Here is a 25,295-nt window from a genome sequence, read left to right on the forward strand (position 1 = left end):
TTAATTCATTATATCAAAGGTTTTACACGTTGTTAAATATCGTACGATATGACATGTATTGAAAACTATTGCACATTCCGATTATTAGCCACTCTTCTATAATGAACTTATATCACATGAGGAGGGTAATTCATGAACACTACGAAAATGCCGCATCCTAAGGTTGTCGTTATTGGAGCAGGAAGTCTATTTTTTGGTCGTCAGTCCATATGGCAGATGGTTCATTCCCCTTACTTGAACCAGGGGACGCTTGCTCTGGTCGATACGGACGAAGAGCGGCTGGCAAAAATGGTGAGACTTGCGGAAATGGTTGCTCGGGAGAACCATGTATCCTTGAAGATTGAGGGCTCGACAGACCGAAGACAGGTGCTTCCGGGGGCCGACTTCGTTGTACTCAGCTTCGCAGAGCAATCGGTGAAATATCGGGGGATTGATTGCGAGGTATCGTTGAAATATGGCATCCGTATGTGCTCAGGGGATACGATCGGGCCAGGAGGAATTTTCCGTGCGATGCGGGAATTGCCGATCATTATGGAATGCGCCAAAGACATTGAGGAGCTCTGTCCCGATGCTTGGGTGATTAACTATATCAATCCGTCTACCGTCCACGGTATAGCGTTGCACCGTTATGCACCGAAGCTGAAATCGTTTGCGCTTTGTGACAGTCATCATATGCCTCATAAGAAAGCTTATTATGCTGTGCGAGCAGGGATCATCGGCGATAGAAAAGAGTTCACTGAGGAAATCGATCGGAAGTTTGATTTCCGCATTGCCGGGGTCAATCATTTCACGTGGCTCCTAAAAGCGGAGTTCGAAGGCAAGGACGTCATGCCGACGATTGCGGAGGCTATGCGGAAATCGGCCGGTGAGGAAAACAACGGTGGCGATCAAGGTGCCAAAGCTCTCCATAACGACGCCATTACGTATGAATTGTACGATATTTTTGGATATATCCCTACATGTACTGCACATACGAAGGAGTATGTCCGTTATTGGCAAGGTCATGGTAAATCGTCGGATCGTATCCCGCCGTTATCGATCTGGGAGACAGAGGACCGTTATCAGCGTCACGACGAGATGTGGAACCAAGTGGACGGTTTCCTTTCGGGGGACATTCCTATTGCCGATTACATGAGTACCTTCGGCCCGGATCATGCAACAGACATTATTGAAAATATGGTGGGCAATCTGGGGAAACGCTTCTTCGTGAATACGCTCAACAATGGGGCAGTGACAAATATGAATGATGATTCGTTCCTGGAGCTGTTATGTGATGTAAGCATGGAGGGAGCGAAGCCGGTTCATGTCGGTGAGATGCCGAGAGGAATTCGAGGGATGCAGGAGCTTGTATTGGATACCCATGAGCTTACGGCAGAGGCCGTTGTGGAGCAGAGCTTCGAGAAGCTAAGAAGAGCGATGTTGACGGATCCGCTTGTCAGTTCCATCGGTGATGCGGATCAGATCATCAAAGATCTTCTGGAATTGGAACGTGAGATGATCCCAGGTGTCTGGTATTCGGATGGACTGATCAAAATCTGATTTTGGATAAGTCAATCAACGTTGCGTTTATTAATGGTAGGATGACTCGAACAGCCGAAGAAGCCGCTACATGTAGCGGCTTTTTTTGGCTGTGGTCTGATTCCGGGGCATAGGGATTCTATGTACTTCTTAAGTATTTAATAGATGATTGTTCATACTTCTTTCCTGTTCAACATTAATATCCCAATGTTATGGGATTGTAGACTTATCGTACTCTTTTATAATGAAATGAGCAGATGAGAAAATGAGGTGTCCGGCATTACGGTGGGAGCACTGTATGCTCAGGAAATGTTGGGAACGGGTCAACCGCGTCTGACGTGACATTATTGTTCGCAGGCTTGCTGGCTGCATATTCGTCGGCTGACTCTAGGATTCTTCTTGTTCTGGCCTTGGCTCTACTTGGACTGGCAGGGGCCGCAGGAGGCGCCATGTCGGGAATGGTTGTGGCACAAACAAGCTATGCCACACTTTCATTATTAGGTGGGGGGATCTCTACTCCTTATTCCTGTAATCGTTTGGTCTCGTACTAAACAAAAACACTAATATTGGGTTATGTTATGAAACCGACTTATCATCCTTAATCAGGAAATTAGTCGGTTTTTGTTGTTACACTACCTTTATTTATTTGACTGAGTCAATTAAAATGGATATGATGTATTTAGTTGACTTAGTCAAATAATATTCACTATAAGCAGGAGGTCACCATGAATTTACCAACATCAGTTATTCCAATCATTCGCCAATTTAACCGATACTACACCAAGGTGCTGGGTTTGCTGGATAAGCACCTGCTTGATAGCGAGTTCTCTCTATCGGAGGTCCGGGTCCTTTATGAAATTGGTCAATCCGAAGAATGCAAGGCAAGCATGCTCATTGAGCAGCTAGGACTCGATCCGGGCTATTTGAGCCGAATGTTAAAACGGTTTGAAAAAATGGGATTGACCTACCGCGTGCAGTCCAAGGAGGACGGAAGATCGTCCTTGCTGTATTTATCGGAGCTCGGTGAAGAAAAGTTGTCCCACTTGAATGAATTATCCGATGAACAGATACACAATATGATTGTTGATTTGCCTGAACAGAGTCAGTTAAGTATTGCCAAAAGCATGACCACGATTCAGAACAAATTATCCGGCAATTCAGAAGATCGGAGCATAGAGGTCCGGACTGAATTGAAACCAGGTGACGTTGGAGCATTGATTCATCTTCACGGCTGGGTATACGCCAAGGAGTGCGGCTATAATCATATATTTGAAGGGTATGTCTGCAAAACGTTCTATGATTTGCTCCAGACGTACAATCCGGATAAGGACCGGTTCTGGATATCCGAATGCGATAATGAAATCGTTGGCTGTATCGCGGTTATTGAGCATCCAGGCCAAAGAGCCCAGATCCGGTGGTTTATTCTGCATCCGGACTACAGAGGTATGGGTATTGGCAAGAAACTCATTCGTGAAGCCATGGCTTATTGTAAACAGAAGGGATACTCCAATGTCTTTCTGGAAACGACGGAGGACCAAAAAACAGCTATAGCCATGTATACCAAGCAAGGTTTTGTCAAAATTAAAGAACAACAGAACGATGCCTGGGGAGTCCGCCATATCGAACAAACCTATGAGCTTGAGCTTTAAGCGAAATAGCCGCTGAATACAGCGGCTATTTATGTTTTTATAGAACATAATGCTGATGAAGTCATGGGAGATTTTAATTCAGGTAAGCACTGTAGATTTCAGTCATCATTGTCTTTCTTACGGCATGTATACACGAAGACAGGTGGGAAATTCCTGGTGACAAATTGGGTGTTCTCAATAATCAGCTCTTCAGCCAGTAGTTGCTTCATATGAAGTGAGTACTGATATAAGACCAACATGCCTCCTGGCCGGAGAGCTTGTGATATTTGAGCAAGAATGTGATCTCTCATTGTCTTGGAAAAATTAAAAAAAGGTAATCCGCAAATAATGCAATCCAACTGTTGGATCTGCTCCTGATTCATTTTCTTGACTAAAGAGGAGGCATTGGAAGCAAGCTTGAAATGAGGGTATTCCTTTTTTAGAGCTTTCCGCATTCTTCGGTCTCTTTCAAATAAAAGTACTGCTGCAGAGCTCGGTAAATTAGCTTCCATGATGCGTGTTATAGCACCCGTTCCTGCCCCAAGCTCTGCTATGGCTCGAACATCATTCCAATACACAGACTGAACAATTTTACGTGCCAGAAATGCTGAACTGGGGAAGATGCTTCCTACTCTTTTCGGATTCTTGAGGAAAGCTAGCAGAAAAAGAAGAAAGTTGGGTATTTTCAATCATTAATCCTCCATTGTTGTAAAATCTACCGGATGCCGGAAGGCAGCCTTAGCCGAAACTTAAACACATTATCCTCATGCTGAAGGGTTAGGGTGCCATGATGCAGCTCTGCAATATTTCTCGCAATCGAAAGGCCGAGCCCAGATCCCGATTGAATGCCTTCGCTGCTTCTTGAATAATCCACCTTATAAAACCGGTCAAACAGCTTGTCCATCTGTTCTGCCGTTAGGGGAGTTCCTTTATTTTCAACTTCAATGATTACATGTTCAGGCTGCATGGTCATCCGGATATGAATCGTACCCGGTTTGAAGGAATACTTCAGGGCATTCATCAACAGATTATCGATGGCACGAGCCATTTTATCACTGTCGATATAGGTCATCATTGGTGAATCACCGATATCTTTCTCGATGTGGATGCCATTTTCCATGGCGAGAGGTTCAAATTCGAATAACATCTGGTCTAAAAGTTGAAATAGATCAATTTTTCTCAGATCCAATTGGGTATCGACGGAGGTAAGGCGAGTATACTCAAATAGATCATCCAGCAATTTTTTCAAGTGCGTCGCTTTGTTATAGGTGTTCTCTACGAATCGTGTATATTCCGCCTCGTCTTGAAAGGAATTGGTTCGTAGAAGTTCAATATAGCCAATAATACTCGTAAGAGGCGTACGCAGGTCATGCGAGATGCCTGTGATTAAGTCCATTTTGGATTTTTCCAATTCACGTTCCTTCATAATCTGTTGCTGCAGCTGCTCCGTCATGAGATTAATGTTGGTAGCGACCCGTCCCAATTCGTCTTGACGATTAACGGCTACCCGATAATCCAGATGCCCCTCCGATATGAATTGAAGACCTTGTTCCAAGGAGACCAGATCTCTGCCAATTTTTCGCGTGGCAATCAAAAAAGTGAATGTAAAGATCAATATAAAAATAGGCGTAATGAAATAAGGGAAAAAGGTAAGAAGCCAGTGCCATTCTAACCCATCACTGATTTTGGAAACCGTCATAATAAGAACATTATTCACGCACACCGAACCAACTATTGAAATAACAAAACTGATCACCAATCGATTGAGGATGTGAAGCTGTATCTTTTTCGTTTGCTTGGATTGCGGTTTAGTCAACTTTGTAACCTACTCCCCATACCGTTTTAATATATTGAGGCTCTCTTGGGTTCGCTTCCAGCTTCTCGCGCAGATTACGAATGTGGACCATAACGGTATTATCCGAATACCCGTAAGGTTCTTTCCACACGGTTTCGTATATCTTCTCGGAGCTGAATACCTGTCCGGGGTGGCTGGCAAGCAGCTCAAGGATCGAAAACTCCAGCGGCGTTAGCGAAATTTCGTTTTCTTTCAACTTCACGGAATGTTTACTTTTATCGATGACAAGATCTTTGATAAGGATCAGAGAATTGTATTCTGCTTTTCCAATCAGGGTTTGACGCCGCAGCTGGGCCCTGACACGAGCGAGCAATTCCAATGGATTAAATGGTTTAACCATATAGTCGTCAGCTCCGGTAGTCAGGCCAGTGATTTTATCAATATCTTCTTCTTTGGCCGACAGCATGATGATCGGAGTGTTGGATACTTCGCGAATTTTAAGACAGGCTTGAATTCCGTCCAAGACGGGCATCATAACATCCAGAATGACGAGTTGAACCGATGTTGTTTTTATAATTTGAAGTGCTTCCAGACCATCGGCTGCTTCAATGACGTGATATCCTTCGTTACGTAAATAGACATGAATGACATCTCGGATATCGGGTTCATCATCGACAACAAGTACGGTGTTCATAAATCTAGCTCCTTTTTAAGTCCAGTCTATAAATCAATATAATGAATTTGTGACATCTATTAGTGTAATCCATCGTCCAGAATGTTTAAATTGTTTCCTTTTTGCGACAGACATAAACAAACGCAGGAGGCATATTCAAAGGCACGATATCGATGTTCTCGATGACAAAATGTTTGGAAAGTGTCTTCTTCATCTGAAGTGAATATTGAAAGGCGATGAATAAACCTCCAGGTTTGAGAGCCAGATCGATTTGGTCTACGAACGTGTTTCGGAGCTCAGGTTCAAAATTGAAAAACGGCAATCCGCTAAAGATACAATCGAGTTGCTGAATGCCTTCTTGCTTCATCGAATCTACTAATTGAGCAGCATTCGGATAGAAGGAGAATGTGGGAAATGCCTTTTGTAAATTGGTCCTCATAATCTGATTCGACTCAAACACGATTACGTTGGTAGAATCCTGTACCTGTTTTTCAATATAACGGGTGATGGCCCCTGTGCCTGCTCCGAGCTCAGCGATGGCCTGGAATTCAGGCCAGGGTGCATGACTAACCATTTTGCTCGCCAGAAAACGAGAGCTTGGTATGACACTACCTACATGTTTGGGATTCTTTACAAAGCTTTTCAAAAACAAAATTGTCTCATTGGAATTCATGAATTAAGTTCCTCCATGGGTTTCATATCGAATTTTGCAAATACAAGACGGACTCAAAAGCGTAATAACTGAAGCACAGACAGAAGGGGATCTCCAAAGTAGATGCCTGCAGCAAAATACGTTAAGGTCCAGAGTAGAGCACTGGAATAGGATATCATTGCAAATCTTCTGAAATGTACTCCGCTCAGCCCGATCACCAGAGGAAGAACATATCGTACGACTGGAATAAACAAACCGATCGACATCGCCCAATGGCCCCGTTGATTCAGCATTCGTTCGGCTTTGATAAAATGTTTATTATGTTGAAATCGGCGTAGGTTCTTCGCGCCGTACAATTTACCTGCAGCATAGGCGACAGTGATCGCTGTTAAAAGTCCGGATAAAATACAGAAGTAAGTGATTCCGGCATCGATTGCACCGGTGTGGCTCAGGATGGCCCCGCTGATAATCGTGATCTCATTCGGAATGGGAATTCCGAACGGACCAAGGGAGAAGGCAAAATAAAAAATCAGATATCCATACTGATGAAGCAGCTCTAAGATTGTATTACTGACCATGGTTTTACCTCCTCGCTTGTCGATAGCAAAATCATAATGAAATAAACTAAGGAATTCATGAGTATATTTCTAAAGAAAATCTAAAGATTATTTAAATAAGCCAACAACATATCTTCATTCAACCTAAAAAGCCTTGCCAAAAGGTTGGCAAGACTTTTAATAGAAACGTTCGTCATGGAGTAATTCTCGCAATTGGTATGCTGCTGCATATGCTTCGTGTACGAGCTGGATGTATTCTTCCTTGTATTCGTAGGATACCGATTGGATTAGCTCGATGTTCCTGATCAATTCTTCCAAAGCAATAACCACATCATTCGTTAAACCTCCAAGCCATCTCCAATTGGCGCTGTCGTCCTTATGCGTCTGTGTCACCAGTTCCTGGAATTGATCCAATTCTTCCGAAATAAGGTGTACAGTACTTTCCAAAGCCGCGATATCCCTAACCATGCGCCAAGTCACCAAACCGCATAATAAAACGAAAAAACATGTGAATATTATAGGAAATAGGTAGGCGAGAAATAGCTGAAATTGTTGCAAAAGCCAATAATCCTTCAATGTCTACATCACTCCGAAAAAAGTTGAATGGTATGTTTAATTGGTAAATAGTCATGGCAATGATAGAGCAAAACTCTGAATATATGGGTAGGATATTTCTAAAGAATTTCTAAGTATGACGGGATATACCCGAGATTGGGACAAATTTTTACGTCGAAGATTCCATAGAGAATATTGTTCTTTATTTTCCATTTTTGTGTTATTCTGTTGATGATAGGCGACCATTTCATTGGTGTGATCGATATAGAAGGGAGGGATATCTTCTCGATTCATTCAATTGGTATAAAGAGAGTAACGGCACTGCTTGTAAAAATGAAAAATAAGCGGAGGTTTGGTTATGCTCAAACAAATGAAGAAATATGGCGTTTGCAGTTTGGCACTTGTATTGTTTGCGGCTGCGGCATTGACCGGGTGGAGTACTAAAGCAGCGGCAGCGGATTTCAGATCATTGAACGCTTCACAGATCGTATCGGAGATGGGTGCAGGATGGAATCTGGGGAACCAGCTTGAAGCAACAGTGAATGGCGTCCCTAGTGAAACGGCTTGGGGCAATCCTGTCGTTACTCCAGAGTTGATTAAAAAGGTAAAGGCAGCAGGTTTCAAGACAATCCGCATTCCTGTATCCTATTTCAATCATATTGGAAGCGCTCCCAATTACACGATTAACGCTGCGTGGTTGAATCGAGTCCAAACCGTGGTTGATTATGCATATAATGAAGGTTTATATGTCGTCATTAACATTCATGGAGATGGGTATAATTCCATCCCGGGCGGATGGCTTCTTGTGAATGGCAGCAATCAGGCTGCAATTAAAGAGAAATACCAAAAGGTGTGGCAGCAGATTGCTACCAAGTTCAGCAATTATAATGAGCGTCTCATTTTCGAATCGATGAACGAAGTGTTCGACGGAAATTACGGCAATCCGAATGCGGCATACTATGCTAACTTGAACGCCTATAATCAAATTTTTGTGGACACGGTCCGGCAGACTGGGGGCAACAACAACGCCAGATGGCTACTGATTCCAGGCTGGAACACCAATATTGACTATTCGGTGGGCAATTATGGCTTTGCTCTTCCTACAGATAACTTCAGATCCTCGGCAATCCCGAGCTCTCAGAAGAGAATTATGATCTCTGCACATTACTACTCTCCGTGGGATTTTGCTGGTGAGGAGAACGGAAATATCACGCAGTGGGGCGCAGCGGCAACAAATCCTTCGAAGAAATCAACCTGGGGTCAGGAAGACTATCTGAATGCACAGTTCAAATCGATGTACGATAAGTTTGTAACGCAGGGCTATCCGGTTGTCATTGGAGAATTCGGATCCATCGACAAAACGACGTATGACTCCACCAATAACGTTTATCGTCAAGCTTATGCCAAGGCGGTAACGGCAACTGCCAAGAAGTACGGGGCCGTGCCGGTGTATTGGGACAATGGCCATAACGGTCAGCATGGTTTCGCTTTGTTTAACCGCTCAAACAATACGGTTACCCAGCAAGGGATTATTAATGCCATCATGCAAGGTATGCAGTGATCTAATCATGCGTTTAATTCGTACGAAAGGCATGTCCTCTCACAAGAAAGGACATGCCTTTTTTTATCTATGACTCGTTCGGTATCGTTCAAACACAAATACCATGTTGCCAAATGAATTTTACATAAGCCACATACAGAATTCATTAAACTCCACAATACCTTTTATATACTTAATTTGCTTATATAGCGAACTAAAAGGACTAGGTGGTAGACAGAATGTTAAAAAAACGCGATTTGCATGAATGCCACGCACTGTACAGCTTATTGAACGACCCCTCAGTGTCACCTTATGTTCGTTACCAATGTCATTCACCTGAGGAATATTTATTCCTGACCAAACAGTTGATGGACGAGGAAGAACAGAAAACCACGATTTCTCGTACAATTCTAAACGAAGCGGGCCTGCCCATTGGAACCATTGATTTATATCATATCGTAAACCATACAGGGTTTCTGGCCACATGGATTGGAGCACCTTACTTCGGTAACGGATACAGTCAACGGGCGAAATCCGTCTTTTTGAGTGAACTATTTCTCGAACATGCCATAGAAACGGTATTTTTGAAGATTCGCAAACAAAATATCCGGTCGAGCAAAGCTGCACAAAAACTGTCCTATGTAAAACTGGCCAATGATTCGCATGATGAATTATACGGATTCATCAATGCCGGGGAGCAGATCTATGATCTGTATCGCGTGGAACGGATCGACTTTATCGAATACAGTATGATCCTGAACCAGGGAGTGGCTACATAACTGCACAGTAAACTTTATGAATGCTATATAAGGTCATAGATAGGTGTTCATCATAGCAATGCATACCAATGGAGAGTCGCTGAATCAGCGGCTTTTTTTTATGTTGCTCTTTAGGCCAGGGGAAAAATGTTATGTGATAATTTATAACACATGAATTGAATGATTGTGAAAAACAACAAAAAATAATGAATCTTTTTTATGGAAAACTACAAAGACATCCAGAAACCTTCGTAATATAATATGACACAAGAAGAATAAATGAAGGAATGAGTCAGGTTATATTACATCTAATTTAATCAACACAGGGATCTCAATCTCTGTTCTGAAAGGAGAATATCAATGCAAATTACAGCAGCACCTTACAATTGGCCTTATGACGGGAGCATCGATCCCGGTAAAACCGCATTAGTCATTATTGATATGCAAATCGATTTTTGCGGCAAAGGCGGTTATGTGGAACAGATGGGGTATGACTTGTCCCTGACGGCCAAACCCATTGAGCCTATTCGAAAGCTCTTGCACCGGGTCAGGCAGATAGAAGACTTTCACGTCATTCACACGAGAGAGGGACATAAACCGGACCTATCCGATCTGCCTGCAAACAAACGTTGGCGCAGCAAGCAGATCGGGGCAGAAATCGGCTCATCGGGACCCGCGGGACGCATTTTGGTTCGAGGTGAACCGGGCTGGCAGATTATTGATGAGCTTGCTCCCATCGAAGGTGAATCGATCATTGATAAGCCGGGTAAAGGCAGTTTTTATGCCACAGACCTGGATCTGATCCTGAAGAATAAAGGCATCACTCATCTGATCTTGACGGGAATTACAACGGATGTTTGTGTGCACACAACCATGCGTGAAGCCAACGACAGAGGATATGAATGTCTGATTCTGGAAGACTGCACGGGAGCAACCGACCCTGATAATCATCATGCAGCGCTCCAGATGGTCAAAATGCAGGGAGGCGTATTCGGCAGCGTTAGTAACTCCAGCGAGGTTTTAAAGGCGCTAGCAGCCTTTTAAGTAACACCGCCACAGCAATAGAAAAACAACAACACGGGAGGAAATCATATGTGGAGATGGTCCAGAAAGTCACTGCTTATCGTAATGTCGGTTTGTTTGCTCGCACTAACAGCTTGCGGGTCGAACGATGTGCCTAGTTCAGCATCAGGAGATGGAGAATCCGGTGAACTGAAAAAAGTGGTTCTGCGTCTAAAATGGGTTCATCAAGCACAGTTTGCTGGCTTCTATACCGCCGTAGAAAAGGGATTTTACAAAGAAGCGGGTTTGGATGTTGAGATCAGACCAGGCGGCGCTGATTTTCCTTCTGTACAGATGATTGCATCAGGTGCGGAGCAATTCGGCGTGACGGGCGCAGATCAGATACTGATGGCCAGGGAGAAAGGGGTTCCCGTGAAGGCGCTGTCCGCCATTTACAGAAAAACGCCATTTGTGCTATTTAGTCTCAAGGATTCAGGGATCACGAAAATGGAGGATCTGGTCGGCCAGAAGATCGGTGTGAAGCTTGGAGGGAATGAAGAGCTGACTTACCGAGCAATGGTGAAGAATGCGGGTATAGACGGAACCAAGGTGGAGGAAATGCCAGCAAAATATGATCTCAGCCCATTGCTCAGCGGACAGGTAAAGGCATGGCCAGGTTATGTCATCAATGAGGTCCTCGCCGTACAGGAGCAGGGGAATGAAGTCAATATTATTGAGCCAAACGATTATGATATTAACTTTTATGCAGATACATTGTTTACGACAGAGGACATCATCGAGCGTGATCCCGAAATGGTGAAAAGCTTCGTACAAGCTTCCATGAAGGGCTGGAGCTACGCTATTGAGAACCCGGAAGAGGCTGCCGAATTTGGCTTGAAATACGGGGATAAATTGACCATTGATCACGAGGTGAGCATGATGAACGCAAGTATTCCTTTGCTGGAGCCCGAGAATCTTCCACTCGGCAAGATGGAATCAGAGGCGTGGGACGTGCTGCAGCAGAACTTGATCGATCTGGAATTCTTGAAGGAAGAGCAAAACCTTGAAGACGTATTTTCAAACGAATTTATCGAATAGGGTGTGATTTTATGCTGACAACGGCCAGTGGTCTGGAGAAAGAAGCTTCAGGGCTGCATGAACAACAGACAACCATTTCTTCCAAAAGCGACATCGCGGTTACGTTGAAAAATTGCTCCTTATCCTTTGGTGACGTCAACGTATTGAATAATGTGTCGATTGATATTTATAAAAATGAATTTGTTTCAATCCTCGGCCCAAGCGGATGCGGGAAGTCAACGCTGCTCCGGTTAATGCTCGATCTGCTTCAACCCAATGCAGGAGGAGAGATCGTCTATCCATCGAAGGATCTCTCGCTCGGCATGGTGTTTCAGAAGCCTGTATTGATGCCCTGGCTAACCGCAATCCAAAATATATCGCTGCCTCTCACGATCGGAGAGAAGAAATTCACCAAAAAAGAGATCAAGGAAAAAGCGGAATCCTCGCTGCGGTTGGTTGGACTTCAGGATTTCATGAATCATTTTCCGCATCAGCTGAGCGGGGGCATGCAGCAGCGGATTGCGATTGCAAGGGCACTCGCTGCAGATCCGACAGTATTGCTTATGGATGAGCCCTTTGGGGCACTCGATGAATTTACGAGAGAAAAGCTGAATTTCGAACTGCTGCGTCTATGGGAGAGTCCCGAAACGAGCCTAAGTACAGTTGTTATGGTTACCCACTCGATTCAGGAATCCGTGCTGCTATCCAACCGCGTGATCATGATGTCACCAAGGCCTGCCGGCGTGGAGGATATTATTTCGGTTCCGCTGCCTTCACCGAGGGAGATTGGCATGGATGAACTTCCGGCCTTCCACCAGACTGTCAATGAGTTAAGAAAGCGGGTCAAACACCTATGAAAACCAAGATCAAAGATGCCATGTATCCTGTCGTATTCGCCGTTGCCTTTCTTATATTATGGGAACTCATTGTACGCCTTTTCGACATACCCCTTTATTTGCTTCCATCTCCCACAGGCATCTTATCGGTTATGGACAGCTCCTTATGGTCACATATGCTGGTCACGCTGCTGGAAGCATTGGCAGGCTTCGTGCTTGCCAATGTCCTGGGATTGATTACCGCTGTAATTTTTGTGCATTCCAAACCCATTGAAAAAGGAGTATTCCCGCTGGCGATTGCACTCAAAACGACTCCGCTCGTCGCTCTGGCTCCGCTTCTGGTCGTATGGATGGGCACGGGATATTCCTCCAAGGTTGTAGCCTCCATGCTAATCTGTTTCTTCCCTATTTTGGTCAACAGCGTAAAGGGTCTGAAAGCCATTGAGCACGAGGCATGGGAGCTGTTCTCCACATATAAAGGCACCAAGTCGGAAATTTTCTGGAAATTACGGCTGCCTGCAAGCTTGCCTTATGTGTTTTCTGCGTTGAAAATCTCGACCTCGCTGGCTATCGTGGGTGCCATTGTTGGTGAATTTGTCGGCGCTAACAAAGGGCTCGGCTATGTCGTCCTGGTATCTTCATACCATATGGATACACCTGTGATGTTCTCCGCAATTATTGCATCCGCACTATGCGGACTGGTTCTCTTTTGGGCCATCAGCTTACTTGAGAGAAGAATTATATTCTGGCAAAGGACGGATGACCTATGATGAGATGCACTGTGAACCGTATTCCAAGCCGTTCGCCTAACGATACGGCTGCGATGGAGAAAGCCATCCTAGAGGGAATTATAGTTCCTCAAGATGTGGTCGCAGTCTTAGGCAAAACAGAGGGCAATGGCTGCGTAAACGATTTTACGCGTGGTTATGCTGTGCTGGCGTTAAAGCAATTTTTTGGCGAATACCGAAAAGAATCAACCTCTACGATATCCTATGTCATGTCTGGAGGAACCGAGGGCATACTCAGCCCTCACTTTACAGTGATTAGCCGCAAGGGTGCTTACAACCAAGTTGGTCAGAGACAAGATCAGAAATCGCTGGCCATTGGCGTCGCAAAAACACGGGATTTTCTTCCCGAAGAGATTGGAAGGCTGGCTCAAGTGGACGAAGTGGCTGCGGCCGTTCAGCGAGCCATAGCGGAAGCTGGCATCGAATCCTCGGCAGAAGTACATTTTGTGCAAATTAAGTGTCCGCTGTTAACGTCCGAGGGCGTGCATGATGCCTTGAGCAGATCTCAAACCACCGTGACAGAAGATACCTACAAATCCATGGGATATTCACGAGGAGCCTCTGCACTAGGTGCGGCAGTTGCTCTTGGCGAGGTGGAACGAGCTGGACTTCAAGATACGGACATTTGCAATTCATGGCATCTGTTCAGCAGGGTAGCCTCCACGTCGGCTGGCAGCGAACTGGCGTATTGTGAGGTAATCGTTTTCGGCAATTCCGACTTTGCAGAAAGTCCGTATTTTATCGACCATGCTGTAATGAAAGATTCGATTGACGCCCCAGCACTCAAGCGCCTGCTGGATGTTCATGCAGATGCTGAAATGGTGCAGGTAATGGCTAAGGCAGATGCTGATCCCACCGGGTTCATCCGGGGTCACCGGCATACGATGCTTGATGATTCGGATATCAACCATACGAGACATGCGCGAGCTGTCGTCGGAGGTGTGCTTGCTTCAGTGTGTGGTGATCCAATGATCTATGTGTCTGGTGGAGCCGAACATCAGGGGCCGGCAGGCGGCGGGCCAGTGGCTGTCGTTTTTAAACGCAGGGATTAGACGGGATACATCCATAAAAAAACAAATGGAGGAATGACACGATGATTACAGCCAAGAAAACTGAGGTTATCACTGGAGAAGACATGCAATGGGGATTAATGCCGAATCACATTCACCTGTATCACCGCGAGATTGTGTCTGCGGAACAGGCGGATCAGATGGGGTTTCGTGCCAGCTCTGTTTTGTGGGAAAAGATTGGAGTGGGCGGTCAGGTACTGCCTCACTATCATGATGTAGCTGAAATCATTCACATCACGGTAGGTAAAGTGAAACTGCTGTGCAATGGAGAATGGAAGAGCCACCAGGCAGGAGATACGTTCCATGTCCCGGCAGGCGTTATTCATTCGGTAGCCAATGACGATGTACAGCCGACAGAGCAGATCAGTATTTTTTTGCCGGTTGAAGAAAATGCTCCGGTTAACTCCTTTTTTAATACGACATTAGTGGAAGATGTCTTTTCCACCAAATTGAAATAGTCAGGCGGGATGGGAGATGGCAGATCACAAGAAGGCAGGATTCACGTGCAGTGATGTTTTGTTGATCCCCGACTTTAAGGAAGCTGTCGTCTTGGCTGGAGCGAGTGGCATGCAGCGAATGATTAACCGTGTCAACGTGATGGAAGTGCCCGATGTGATCGATTGGGTACGCCCGGGGGAGTTTCTGATTACCAGTGGATTTCCGTTTCGTGATCAGCCGGAGGCTATTGCGGATATCATACCGCAGCTGGTGGAGAAAGGTGTATCGGCGCTGGGGATCAAAACCAAACGATTCATCGATCATATTCCTGACCGTGCACTCGAGCTGGCTGACCAATTGGGCTTTCCAATTTTCGAGCTTCCGGCCGCGACCGTATTTTCGGATGTTGTCCGGGATATTATGGAGCGGGTCCTTGTGCAGGAGGCAAGAGAGCTTTCGCTGCTGCAAAGCCGTTTTCAAAAGCTGTCTCAACAGCTCCTGTACGGGAAAGGTTTAGAGGAATTTTTGCAAACGCTGGATGGCATATTGAACAATCCCATTGTATTGCTTGATGACTCCAATCATCTGTTTCTCTCTCCCCAGGCAGAGGAGATTGTGGAGGCAGATAATCCGATGCTGTGGTCCGGTCTGCGGGAGGAGAGCAGCCTCGGTGTAAGTTTCATAACACTAGGCGAGCGTCGAATTCGTGTATATGTATCAGCCGTTAATGACAAGCAATACGACAAGTGTTTGCTGGTTCTGCTGGAATGGAACCAGGAGCACTCGGTTGTCGATCGGCTGACGATTGATCGCGTAGGTGTTTTGGTAGGACTCGAGATGATTAACGCCAACGCCAGGCGGGAAGTAGAGCTGAAGTACGTTGATCAGTTTCTGCAGGACTGGATTACGGGCCGAATTGTCACTATTGAGGATTTGAGGCTGCGAGCGGAAGCGTGCGGGTATGCGCTTGATGATGATCAAACGCGGTATGTCGCGTTAGTGCGATTTCTGAACGTCAAACCTAGCATCAGGACCATGCAGCAGGCGATTAAAAGATTGAGAACCAAATCCAGATGTGTGGGGCTTCAGGCAACCATACTGGAGGGAGAGCTGGTTCTTCTTTTCGCAGAAGAAATGCATGGGATTCGGAATGCGACGATGGAAGCCATTCTCGCTGATATGAAGGTGGTTTTTCCTGCTGAGAGCTATTCTCTCTGTATCGGTAATCGAACCGAAGCTGCGGAGAAGGTGTACGAAAGTTATAACGATGCCAAAAAGATTCATCATATCAGCTCCATTTGCGATTACCGTGAACCTTATGTGGACTATATGAAGCTAGGCGTGTTTCAGCTTTTATACCATCTGCCTGATACAGAGGAGGTCCAGGAGTACCGCGATCGATTTATTCTGCCCTTGCTCGCCTATGATGCGAAGCATAATTCCCAGCTGTTTGAAACGTTGAAGGTATACTTTAAGCATAATCGTAATGTGAAAAAGACGTCAGCGGAGCTTTTTACCCATTATAATACCGTTTCCTATCGTGTAGAGCGGGTGTGTGAATTGCTGGGGATCAGCATGGACCATGGCGATGATGTGCTGCAGCTGCATCTAGCGATGAAGCTGAATGAAATGAGACCAGCCTGATTGATATGTACGCGTCAAGGAGGGGTGACGGATGAGGAAGTTGGATATGGAAATACCGTGTGAACTGACAATAGACTGGCTGCAAGCGCAATATGGGAACGGGAAGTTCAAGCCCGAGCAGGTCATTGAAGAGATCATCCGCCGATCCCGTGAGGACGAAGGGATGAATATTTGGATCACTCCGCCTGTGCTGGAGAGGATCAAGCCGTATTTGGATCGGCTCCAAACAATGGATACTTCCTTGCCGCTGTGGGGTGTACCCTTTGCCATTAAGGACAACATCGATTTGGCTGGCACACCAACAACAGCTGGCTGTCCCGAATATGCATATGTTCCAGACAGGCATGCTGCAGTTGTAGAACGATTGTTAAACGCCGGAGCGATTCCTGTAGGTAAAACCAATATGGATCAATTTGCAACCGGGCTTGTAGGCACCCGGAGTCCTTACGGTGAGACACATAACGCGCTGAGCGCTGAGTGGATAAGCGGCGGGTCCAGTTCGGGATCTGCCTTAGCCGTAGCGAGGGGGCAGGCGGCATTCGCCCTGGGCACGGATACAGCGGGCTCCGGAAGGGTTCCTGCAGCGCTGAACCGTCTCATCGGCTATAAACCGAGTCTTGGAGCCTGGTCGACAAAAGGTGTCGTTCCCGCTTGTGCCAGTCTGGACTGTGTAACTGTATTTACCCATTCTATACAGGAAGCAAGGATTGTCGATGTGCAATTACGAGGCGTTGAATCATCAGACCCGTGGTCCAAGGAAATACCGCGATTGGTCGATAAGCTTCCCAAAAAGTTGTATCTGCCTGAAAAACCATTAACGTTTTTTGGTCCGTTGGCGGAGGAATACAGCAAGGCATGGGATTCAGCCGTCCAGAGGATCGAACAGTTGGAGCTTCCACTCGCGTATATCGATTACGATCTCTTTGAGGAGGCTGCTGCACTTCTATATGATGGACCTTGGGTAGCTGAGCGCTGGGCCAGTGTAGGTGAATTCATCGAATCAAATCCAGGAGTCACTTTCCCGGTGACGGAACAAGTCTTGCGATCAGGTGGATCAGACAAATATGATGCAGCTTCCGTATTTACCGCGATGCATAAGCTTCAGGAGCTGCGAATGATGAGCAACGAGCTTCTCAAGGAAGCGGTGCTTGTCATGCCGACCTGCGGAGGCACATGGACGAGAGAGCAGGTTGAAGCGGGCCCAATAACCACGAATTCGGACATGGGACGATACACGAACCATTGCAATCTCCTGGATTTATGCGCGGTGGCTGTACCGGCAGAGGATGCCGCGTCTCAGATGCCCTTTGGAATAACGTTATTTTCGCTATCTGGAAATGAGCACTTGATGGAAAACGCTGCGGCCTCGTTTCTTGAAGTAAATTTGCCGCCTCTGGAAGCAAACAGACAAGAAACAATGCTGGTTGCCGTCTGCGGCCTGCACATGAGGGGTTATCCACTGGAGAAGCAAATGCTGGAGCGCGGGAGTCAGTTCATAGGTGAGTCGCAAACCGCGGAGAAGTATCAAATGGTGAAGCTGCCTAGCATACCGGCTAAGCCTGGATTGCTCAAGAAGAAGGCAGGCGGCAGCAGTTTTACGCTTGAATTGTGGCAGATGCCTGTCGCTTCTTTTGGAGCGTTCGCTGCATTAATACCGGCCCCGCTAGGTATAGGGAAAATTGAACTGGCAGACGGGACAGAAGTACCCGGATTTATATGCGAAGGCTATGCTGAAGAAGAAGCAGAGGATATCTCTGCTTACGGAGGCTGGAGAAACATACCATAGCATGGAGAAGACGGGGGTGCTTAAACGATCGTCCTTCGATCCCAAGAACCGAATATTGCAACAAGAGAAAACACCTATGAGAGCATAACATTCTTTCCCATTCATGCTGTCACATGAAGTTTATGATGTTACATTGCAAATTCATCATCCATAATCATCGATCTGATACATGTCCCGAGTTCAATAAAGGGCTACTGACTCTCTTGGTCAGTAGCCCTTTATTATTATTTTAAGTAACCAGGAACCCGCATCCTTATCGACTAGTTACGAGTGGCTCTGAGGGACCTGAAGGGTTGTTCAGGTATCCAGTTTATTCAGACCAGCTATACGAATCGTTTGCTCCAGTCGATTCAGATCCACGGTGAAGTCCTCTAATCCTGAAAAACGGTCTGGCGTCGTTCCGTCATCTTGCCCATACATCATATAATAATCAAGTTTGTTATGGTTGCTGATCATCCAGTAAGTAGGTACCACATGCCGGATATGAAAAATTTCGACGACAAGGGTGCCTTCCATGCAAAAAGCGAGATTGGCTAGCCCGGCTCCATGCGGTGAAACAATCGCTTTCGAGGAAGCAAAGAGTTGAACCTGCTGGGCAATGCTCCAATCCTCCAGACAGACCGAAACAAACCCATACGCCTCCAAAAGCCGAATGACTTCACCCTCGTTAGCTATCCGTCGTGCAGAGGCTTTGCTCCGGGAAATGAAAATGCGTTCTGGTGAATGAAGCGTTGTGTCACGTCCAGGTAGCATAAACATGCGAAGGACAGATGTAGCCCAAGGCGGATAGTGGGAATTCATCATTAGGGAAGGCACGACCAAGCGGTCAGCCTGAATTTCCCGATTGTCTCCAGTACGAATCACGCACGATTCCGATACGCCAAACATTAATAACGTTTCTTCCACAAACGATGCAGAAGGATTAGGATTCATGATAAGCGATTGAAAAGGAACATTTAGAATTTGAAGCATACCCAATCGAGGCAGCACGTCATATAACCAATGAAAATAATTATGACTCCCGCAAAAAGTCAAAACAGCAGAAGTCCCACGGAGATAATGTAGTTCCTGTATCTTACTCCGATACAAAGCAGGGTGTTCTTCCAGTGTCAGCATTCTATTAAGTCTTCCATCGTATTCGGGAGAAAGGTCGAAGATCAGTTTTTCATCTGACGTCAGGACAGAACCTGATGTTCCCCAAACACGCCCATTCGATATGTATGCAACATACCCACCTTCGGGATGAACGCTATAGGGCATCAAATAACGGTGAATTTCCGTTTCAAGGGTTTTGGGTATCTCGTATTTAGCGGCTTCACCAAGATCAAAAGGGGAGACTTTATCATCACTGACGGAGGAGATGGAAGCCTTCCATTCCCAAATGTCCCTGTAGAAACCGGACTTATCTGAATTAGTGTGTGTCGATTTGGCATTATTACATATGTCATTCATTTTCAGCCCTCCATAATGATGTGGTTGCTATGAAGCTAATTTATGCATGCAGGCTTCAAAGTGATTAGAGCTGATCATATCCTTTTTTTCTTCTGTACAATTTACATGCAGATCTCTTCGTTACCACTGTGAACATGTCGTAGTATTCATTATTTACTATCAAATAGTAAAGCTTTGGCTGCTATATCAAGTATTGTATGTTGTATATGTGCTGAAAGCTCTGGATAATTATAATGTTACACAGTTATTATTATAGTCACTTAGACTTGGGGATTGCTCAGATATGTTGAATCTCTTTCCATCACGAGAGAAGATTCGACGCATTTATTAGCTTTAATGAAGCTAAGCATATGATAGTATTGGTTTGTAAGAACTAAAACATTATAAGTTCGCTATCAAACACGATGCATGCTTCATTTACTGAAGAGGGGGAATACGAATGATGAATGTTTTGTTGGTGGATGATGAGCCGTGGGTGCTCGAAGGCCTGAGAACCATGGTGAATTGGGACAAATACGGTTTTCGTATCTGTGGTGAGGCGGAGAATGGGAACGCTGCCTGGTCCATGATCAAAAGTCTTCAACCGGATCTGGTGTTTACAGATATTCATATGCCCTCTGTGAGTGGCCTGGAACTGATCGACCGTTCCAAGCATGAACTGATCAAAGCACCCCGATTCGTTATATTAAGTGGATATGATAGCTTCGAGTATGTAAAAACAGCGTTGGAGCAGAGAGTAGAGGACTACTTACTCAAGCCTATAGATGAGATCGAGATAGAAAACGTATTGGAACAGATGGGCCGTAAAATTCAGGAAGAACAGATTTCGGCTGAAATACACCAGCGTGATCGTGCCCTGTATGTGAATTGTTTGTTTGATCGCCTGATTCAAGGGGAAGTCAGCATGGAGCTGCAGGACGAAGTGAATACCATGCTGCAAATGGAAGGTCAAGAGAATATGGCCTGTCTTCTAATTGCCACGGATATCAGTAAAGATGACGTGAAAGGGCGAATACATGCTTTTGGTGGTGTCCATTGGTCGGAACCTTTTGTGGATGCTGAAGGAAACCTCGGAGTGTTTGCTGCTGACATCGATAATTCCTTGAAGCTCCTTGAGTCAATGGGCAGAAATATGGCGGAGACCTATGCTGGTCATTCATCCATGATTGTCGCCGTTGGACATCATTCGGGCACAGAATTTGGTATGCGATCAGCCTACGAGAAAGCTTTGTTCGCTCTGAGATGGAAGCGTTATCAGGGAGGGGGCGGATTTGTTCATCATCAGGATCTGCCGCAGAGTGACCCATTGGCCAGCGTAAATCAAAAAGCTTTAGCCGGTCTGATGGAAGTCATTCTTTCTGGTGAACAGGATAGGTTGGAAGGGAAGATTCAAGCACTTCTTGCAGATTCTGACCTAGGATTGCCCTTCTCCAATATGGAATACGTCCGGGTTCAATTGCTTGCCCTTGAAATGAGTATTCTCAAGGAGTTGAAAGAGCTGGATGGAGATATGGGCAGTTTTATGCTTCACGTTCAAAATAAGGCAGGCGGCATTACTAAAATCGACTCCTATCCAGCATTTCGGGATTATGCACGTGTGTTATGTTTGAACGCTTTGGAGGCCCTGCAGCAGCAGAGAAAAGAAAAGGAATGCAGCACCATTTTTCGTGTGGTGCAATATGTCAATCAGGAATTCCGTAAGAAGCTGCAGCTTCAGGAGCTCGCACATCAATTTCATATGAACGCCAATTATTTGGGGCAGGCATTCAAGCAGCAGACGGGCAAAACGTTTCGGGAATATTTAAACGATAAACGGATTGAGGAAGCGAAAAGGCTATTACGCCAAAGCTGCGCATGCGTTGCTGACATTGCGGTACAGTCTGGTTATCCGAATGCAGACTATTTTGTAAGTCAGTTCAAGCGAATGACGGGCATGGCACCTTCTGCATATCGTAAGCAGCAATAGATCCCCCTAGAGATGAGAAGTACGAATGAAGGATGGCGATAGCAAACATGTTCAGAACAATCCGTTTTCGCAGCATCGTGAACGATATACCCTTGAATTACAAATTTATATTGATATATGTCATTGGTATTTTACTTCCTATCCTTGTAAGCAATGTTTTGTTTATGGATCGTATGTCAGGGTTGATCAAGGAACGGGAAGAGCAGAATTTACAAATCTCATTGGAGCGTGCAAGAAAGGATATTCATACCATGATTGATGGTGGCGTCGCCGTTAGTCATGCCTTGATTACGGACAAGTTGTTGAGCGAATCCATGGATCGGGTGTATGACAGTCAACTGGATTTCTATAACACACTCGATGATCAGCTTCGTCATCGGGTGACTTCCTATATTCCTGTGAACAACCAAATTCAGCGAATAGGGGTTTACACCGAAAATCCGACCATTGTGCCTGGCGGGGATTATTATGTTCTGGACAACGACGTACGCTCCGGAACCTGGTTCGAGCAGTGGAAAGCCGCTGGGGAAACCCTGAAAGTGCTTGCATACCGTGATCAGGCAACGAATGATCGTGCTGCAACCTCTTCGTATTTAAGCGTGATCGAAAAAATGGATTACTACAACGCCGACAACTCTTATCAGAAGTTGGTACGCATCGATTTCTACGTAAGTCGCTTCTATGATGTGATTGCCAGAGAAAAGAGTTCTCTGGATCTGTATCTGGTGAATGCCCAGAATCAAATTATTGTATCTGCGGATGACAAGTATCAGGGCGAGATGGAGAGTAGTTATGCTTTGTTTGATATGAGCAAAGCGGCAGACAAAGACTTGCATATCGTTCCAATTGGTAGTGCTAGTTATGTGAAAGGCTGGAAGCTTATTGGTGTTCCTCAGGAAACGCGTGTCAAACAAGCGATGTTATCCATGCAGCTTTACTTTGGAATGCTGGCCGGGATTATTACGCTGATCACTTCCATTTTCATTTATGTCATGCTCCGTTCCTATAATTATCGTGTTAAGCGGCTGTCGAGACATATGCAGAAGGTGGGTAACGAGAAATTCGAACTAATTAACATGGATGGTGGGCATGACGAGATTGGGCATTTGATTAGCAATTTCAATATGATGACAGCACGAATCCATTCATTGATCAACAATGTGTACAAGCTTGAAATTCAGCAGCGAAGCCAGGAGGCTGAGCGCATTCGAGCTGAGCTTAATCTGCTGCAAAGCCAGATGAATCCTCACTTTTTATTCAATACGTTGAATGCGCTGCTTGTGGTTAGCACCAAGAATAACTATGTGGACGTGAAGGATATTATCAAGGATCTGTCCAAGCTGCTTCGCCGTCTGTTGAATTGGAAGGACGATGTGGTCACGCTGGAGGAGGAAATGAGCTTTACGGTTATGTATCTGGGTATTGAGAAATTCCGTTTCCGGGACAAGTTCGAGTACTATATTGACATTACTGAAGAGGCAAGGCGATATAAAATACCCAAAATGAGTATCCAACAGCTGGCGGAAAATGCTTGCAAACATGGCATTCAGGCCATTGAGGGGCTTGGCTATGTGAAGATTCAAGCTGAAATTGTGAACGAGCATCTGCGTGTTGTTGTATCTGACAATGGAAAGGGTATGGACAAGGAACGGCTTCAAGAGGTTCTGTATCACATGCGAAGCAAGGAAGAGAGCGGCGGATACAATATTGGAATACGAAATGTATATCGCCGTCTTGAATTGTACTACGACGATAAAGTGAATTTTAACCTGGTAAGCAGGATCGGGGAGGGAACTGAGGTATCCTTTGAAATCCCATTGCAATTGCTGGAACGTCAGGATGTAAAAGGAGGCGTGGACGATGGCATTTAAAGTGTTGTTAATTGACGATGAGCCTTTGGCGCTTGAGGGCCTGCAGTTATGGATACCATGGGAGAACCTTGGCTTTGAGGTGTGCGGGGTCTGCGGAAACGGTTCGGAGGGCCTGAAACAAATGGAGGAGCTGAAGCCCGATCTGGTCATGGTTGATATTCATATGCCGGTGATGAACGGCCTGGAGATGATTGCGGAGTGGAGACGCAGGGGCAACGAGTCTACCAAATTCATTATCCTGACAGGGTACAGTGACTTTGATTATGCACGAAAGGCACTCAAACATAGAGTTTCCCGGTATTTACTTAAACCACTGGATGAGGAACAGGCCGAGCTAGAGATCCGTCAGATGGGACAGGAACTGGCTAAGGAGCGGGAACAACTATACGTGGGGCAGGTGGCACAGAGAGAGAAGGAAAATCTGGCGATAAAGGAGGCTCTAACAGGCAAAGAATTATCCACAGAAGCTGCGGGTGTACTGCAGTCCTTGTCGCGCTCCTCTCATGTTTGGAATGTATGCCTCGTTCAGATCGCGGCAGAGGATTATTGCAGGTGGAGCACGGTTGCTGCGGAATTTTTGGACAGGTCAAAATCCATGTATGTGATTCGCTTGCGAAATGATCTGGTTTCCATCGTGTTTGGGAGTGCTGAATCAGCCTCCCAAGGCACGAGCAGTACAGCCAGACAGCGATTGGAGGAACTGGCACGCCGTCTGGCGGACTTTCATGCTTTTATAGCCATTGGTGAAGCGGCGTCTTCACTTCTTTTCATTAATCAGTCCAAGGTCACAGCAGAAAAAGCGCTCCTGCATACCTTTTATGAAACGAATAGGAACGGCGTGATGGACTATGAGAGCCTTAAGGATCTTACGTTCCAAAGACATGATGATCAGGTTGAACTCACGGCGAGAATTCTGGGGGCATTTCAACTCATCGACCACGATGCCTACAAGTCAGCAGTGGATTATATTGAGCAATCTTTTCGCCAGTTACGAGTTCACCCGGAGGAGGCCCGCAAATACGTGATCTACCTACTTCATGAAATTCGAGCATATATGAGAGCCGAACTGGCACAGGATTCCGGTGCTCCAAATCGTCTGTTCGATATTCCCAATCTGGATGAACGCCTGCTGACATGGAATGATCTGATCGACATGCTCCAATCGTGCGGGCGAGTCTGTTTTGAACTTTTGCTTAAGGAGAATGCTTCCGAAGCGCAGGGTATTGTACAGGATATCAATGATTACATTCATGAACACTACCGGGAAGGGTTGAGCATTAAAATGCTTGCCGAGCGTTTCTTTTTGCATCCAGCCTACCTAGGACAGCTGCTTATACGAAAAAATGGCATTGGTTTCAATGAACTGTTACATAATTTGAGGATTGAGGAAGCTTGCCGTTTACTCCAAATGAATCAATACAAAAATAGCGAGGTCTCGGAAAAAGTTGGATATTCCACCTATCATCATTTTTTGAAGCAGTTTGAGAAAAGGCTGAACATGTCTCCGAATGAATATAAGAAACATGTCTAACAAAATCCTTTTATAAAATCGCGTACGGTTGAATCTATAGATTATAGAATGAAAACCTGAGTTTTTCTCGGAAAGAGCTATAATTCGGGTGTATTTTCCATTTACCATTAAATTTATAATGAAATTATTCAAATGAAAGGGCTTTCATGAAGGCGTAA

General features: G+C 45.5%; 22 protein-coding genes and 1 pseudogene. 16 read left to right on the top strand and 7 right to left on the bottom strand.

The genetic code is table 11. The features are described 5' to 3' along the window. Window positions 1-132 precede the first annotated feature (132 nt). From CHH60_RS01130 to CHH60_RS01140, 3 genes and pseudogenes are all read left to right on the top strand, one after another. Window positions 133-1,539, top strand: a complete 1,407-nt coding sequence (locus CHH60_RS01130; protein ID WP_095357481.1) for a family 4 glycosyl hydrolase — start codon at window positions 133-135, stop codon at window positions 1,537-1,539. 308 nt (window positions 1,540-1,847) lie between these two features. Then, window positions 1,848-2,082 (top strand): annotated as a pseudogene (locus CHH60_RS01135) (MFS transporter); the annotation flags it as partial. A gap of 161 nt (window positions 2,083-2,243) precedes the next feature. After that, entirely contained in the window at window positions 2,244-3,167 is a 924-nt protein-coding gene (locus tag CHH60_RS01140) for a bifunctional helix-turn-helix transcriptional regulator/GNAT family N-acetyltransferase (RefSeq protein WP_095357482.1), read from the top strand. Between the two features lie 98 nt (window positions 3,168-3,265). Here the strand turns inward: CHH60_RS01140 and CHH60_RS01145 are convergent, their stop codons facing one another. The 6 genes from CHH60_RS01145 to CHH60_RS01170 form a co-directional block, all read right to left on the bottom strand. After that, a complete protein-coding gene (locus CHH60_RS01145) occupies window positions 3,266-3,835 on the bottom strand; it encodes a class I SAM-dependent methyltransferase (RefSeq protein WP_095357483.1) in 570 nt (189 codons plus the stop codon). Window positions 3,836-3,861: 26 nt separating this feature from the next. Beyond that, window positions 3,862-4,962 (bottom strand): sensor histidine kinase, encoded by a 1,101-nt coding sequence (locus CHH60_RS01150; RefSeq protein ID WP_255247759.1) that lies wholly within the window; start codon window positions 4,960-4,962, stop codon window positions 3,862-3,864. Beyond that, window positions 4,955-5,635 (bottom strand): response regulator transcription factor, encoded by a 681-nt coding sequence (locus CHH60_RS01155; protein ID WP_095357484.1) that lies wholly within the window; start codon window positions 5,633-5,635, stop codon window positions 4,955-4,957. The genes CHH60_RS01150 and CHH60_RS01155 overlap by 8 nt, the downstream gene beginning before the upstream one ends. Window positions 5,636-5,720: 85 nt before the next feature. Then, the gene (locus CHH60_RS01160) at window positions 5,721-6,287 is read right to left on the bottom strand and encodes a class I SAM-dependent methyltransferase (RefSeq protein WP_095357485.1); all 567 of its coding nucleotides are present in this window, start codon (window positions 6,285-6,287) and stop codon (window positions 5,721-5,723) included. A gap of 53 nt (window positions 6,288-6,340) precedes the next feature. Further along, window positions 6,341-6,844 carry a DedA family protein gene (locus tag CHH60_RS01165; RefSeq protein WP_095357486.1) on the bottom strand — a complete coding sequence of 168 codons (504 nt, stop codon included), beginning with the start codon at window positions 6,842-6,844 and terminating at the stop codon, window positions 6,341-6,343. Between the two features lie 156 nt (window positions 6,845-7,000). Then, window positions 7,001-7,291: a hypothetical protein gene (locus CHH60_RS01170; protein WP_095357487.1), complete on the bottom strand. Its 291-nt coding sequence runs from the start codon at window positions 7,289-7,291 to the stop codon at window positions 7,001-7,003. Window positions 7,292-7,736: 445 nt separating this feature from the next. Here CHH60_RS01170 and CHH60_RS01175 point away from each other — a divergent pair, with 445 nt between their 5' ends. The 10 genes from CHH60_RS01175 to atzF all read left to right on the top strand — a co-directional run bounded on the left by CHH60_RS01175 (window position 7,737) and on the right by atzF (window position 18,317). Continuing rightward, a complete protein-coding gene (locus tag CHH60_RS01175) occupies window positions 7,737-8,939 on the top strand; it encodes a glycoside hydrolase family 5 protein (protein ID WP_095357488.1) in 1,203 nt (400 codons plus the stop codon). Window positions 8,940-9,157: 218 nt separating this feature from the next. Continuing rightward, window positions 9,158-9,697 carry a GNAT family N-acetyltransferase gene (locus CHH60_RS01180; RefSeq protein ID WP_095357489.1) on the top strand — a complete coding sequence of 180 codons (540 nt, stop codon included), beginning with the start codon at window positions 9,158-9,160 and terminating at the stop codon, window positions 9,695-9,697. Window positions 9,698-10,036: 339 nt separating this feature from the next. Further along, on the top strand, window positions 10,037-10,720 hold the full coding sequence (biuH, locus tag CHH60_RS01185; RefSeq protein ID WP_176475925.1) for a biuret amidohydrolase: 684 nt from the start codon (window positions 10,037-10,039) through the stop codon (window positions 10,718-10,720). A gap of 48 nt (window positions 10,721-10,768) precedes the next feature. After that, on the top strand, window positions 10,769-11,776 hold the full coding sequence (locus CHH60_RS01190; protein ID WP_095357491.1) for an ABC transporter substrate-binding protein: 1,008 nt from the start codon (window positions 10,769-10,771) through the stop codon (window positions 11,774-11,776). Window positions 11,777-11,787: 11 nt separating this feature from the next. Beyond that, the gene (locus tag CHH60_RS01195) at window positions 11,788-12,612 is read left to right on the top strand and encodes an ABC transporter ATP-binding protein (RefSeq protein WP_095357492.1); all 825 of its coding nucleotides are present in this window, start codon (window positions 11,788-11,790) and stop codon (window positions 12,610-12,612) included. Next, window positions 12,609-13,361 carry an ABC transporter permease gene (locus tag CHH60_RS01200; protein ID WP_095357493.1) on the top strand — a complete coding sequence of 251 codons (753 nt, stop codon included), beginning with the start codon at window positions 12,609-12,611 and terminating at the stop codon, window positions 13,359-13,361. The genes CHH60_RS01195 and CHH60_RS01200 overlap by 4 nt, the downstream gene beginning before the upstream one ends. Then, window positions 13,358-14,431, top strand: a complete 1,074-nt coding sequence (locus CHH60_RS01205; RefSeq protein WP_095357494.1) for a ring-opening amidohydrolase — start codon at window positions 13,358-13,360, stop codon at window positions 14,429-14,431. The genes CHH60_RS01200 and CHH60_RS01205 overlap by 4 nt, the downstream gene beginning before the upstream one ends. Window positions 14,432-14,472: 41 nt before the next feature. Continuing rightward, complete coding sequence (locus tag CHH60_RS01210; protein ID WP_095357495.1) at window positions 14,473-14,907, top strand: cupin domain-containing protein; 435 nt, start codon at window positions 14,473-14,475, stop codon at window positions 14,905-14,907. Between the two features lie 16 nt (window positions 14,908-14,923). Next, entirely contained in the window at window positions 14,924-16,531 is a 1,608-nt protein-coding gene (locus tag CHH60_RS01215; RefSeq protein WP_095357496.1) for a PucR family transcriptional regulator, read from the top strand. Window positions 16,532-16,562: 31 nt separating this feature from the next. Then, window positions 16,563-18,317, top strand: coding sequence for an allophanate hydrolase (atzF, locus tag CHH60_RS01220; protein WP_095357497.1), 1,755 nt, complete (start codon window positions 16,563-16,565; stop codon window positions 18,315-18,317). A gap of 297 nt (window positions 18,318-18,614) precedes the next feature. On the opposite strand, the gene CHH60_RS01225 is transcribed toward atzF, so the two are convergent. Next, window positions 18,615-19,769, bottom strand: a complete 1,155-nt coding sequence (locus CHH60_RS01225; protein ID WP_095357498.1) for a glycosyltransferase family 61 protein — start codon at window positions 19,767-19,769, stop codon at window positions 18,615-18,617. A 439-nt stretch (window positions 19,770-20,208) separates the two neighbouring features. On the opposite strand from CHH60_RS01225, the gene CHH60_RS01230 reads away from it, so the two are divergent. The 3 genes from CHH60_RS01230 to CHH60_RS01240 are packed head-to-tail and all read left to right on the top strand — an operon-like array spanning window position 20,209 to window position 25,137. Next, window positions 20,209-21,735, top strand: a complete 1,527-nt coding sequence (locus CHH60_RS01230; protein WP_095357499.1) for a response regulator transcription factor — start codon at window positions 20,209-20,211, stop codon at window positions 21,733-21,735. Window positions 21,736-21,782: 47 nt separating this feature from the next. Then, window positions 21,783-23,606, top strand: a complete 1,824-nt coding sequence (locus CHH60_RS01235; protein WP_095357500.1) for a sensor histidine kinase — start codon at window positions 21,783-21,785, stop codon at window positions 23,604-23,606. Next, a complete protein-coding gene (locus tag CHH60_RS01240) occupies window positions 23,596-25,137 on the top strand; it encodes a response regulator transcription factor (RefSeq protein ID WP_095357501.1) in 1,542 nt (513 codons plus the stop codon). The genes CHH60_RS01235 and CHH60_RS01240 overlap by 11 nt, the downstream gene beginning before the upstream one ends. Window positions 25,138-25,295: the final 158 nt, after the last annotated feature.

Source organism: Paenibacillus sp. 7523-1 (assembly GCF_002276415.1).
In the GTDB taxonomy this organism is placed as follows: domain Bacteria; phylum Bacillota; class Bacilli; order Paenibacillales; family Paenibacillaceae; genus Paenibacillus; species Paenibacillus illinoisensis_A.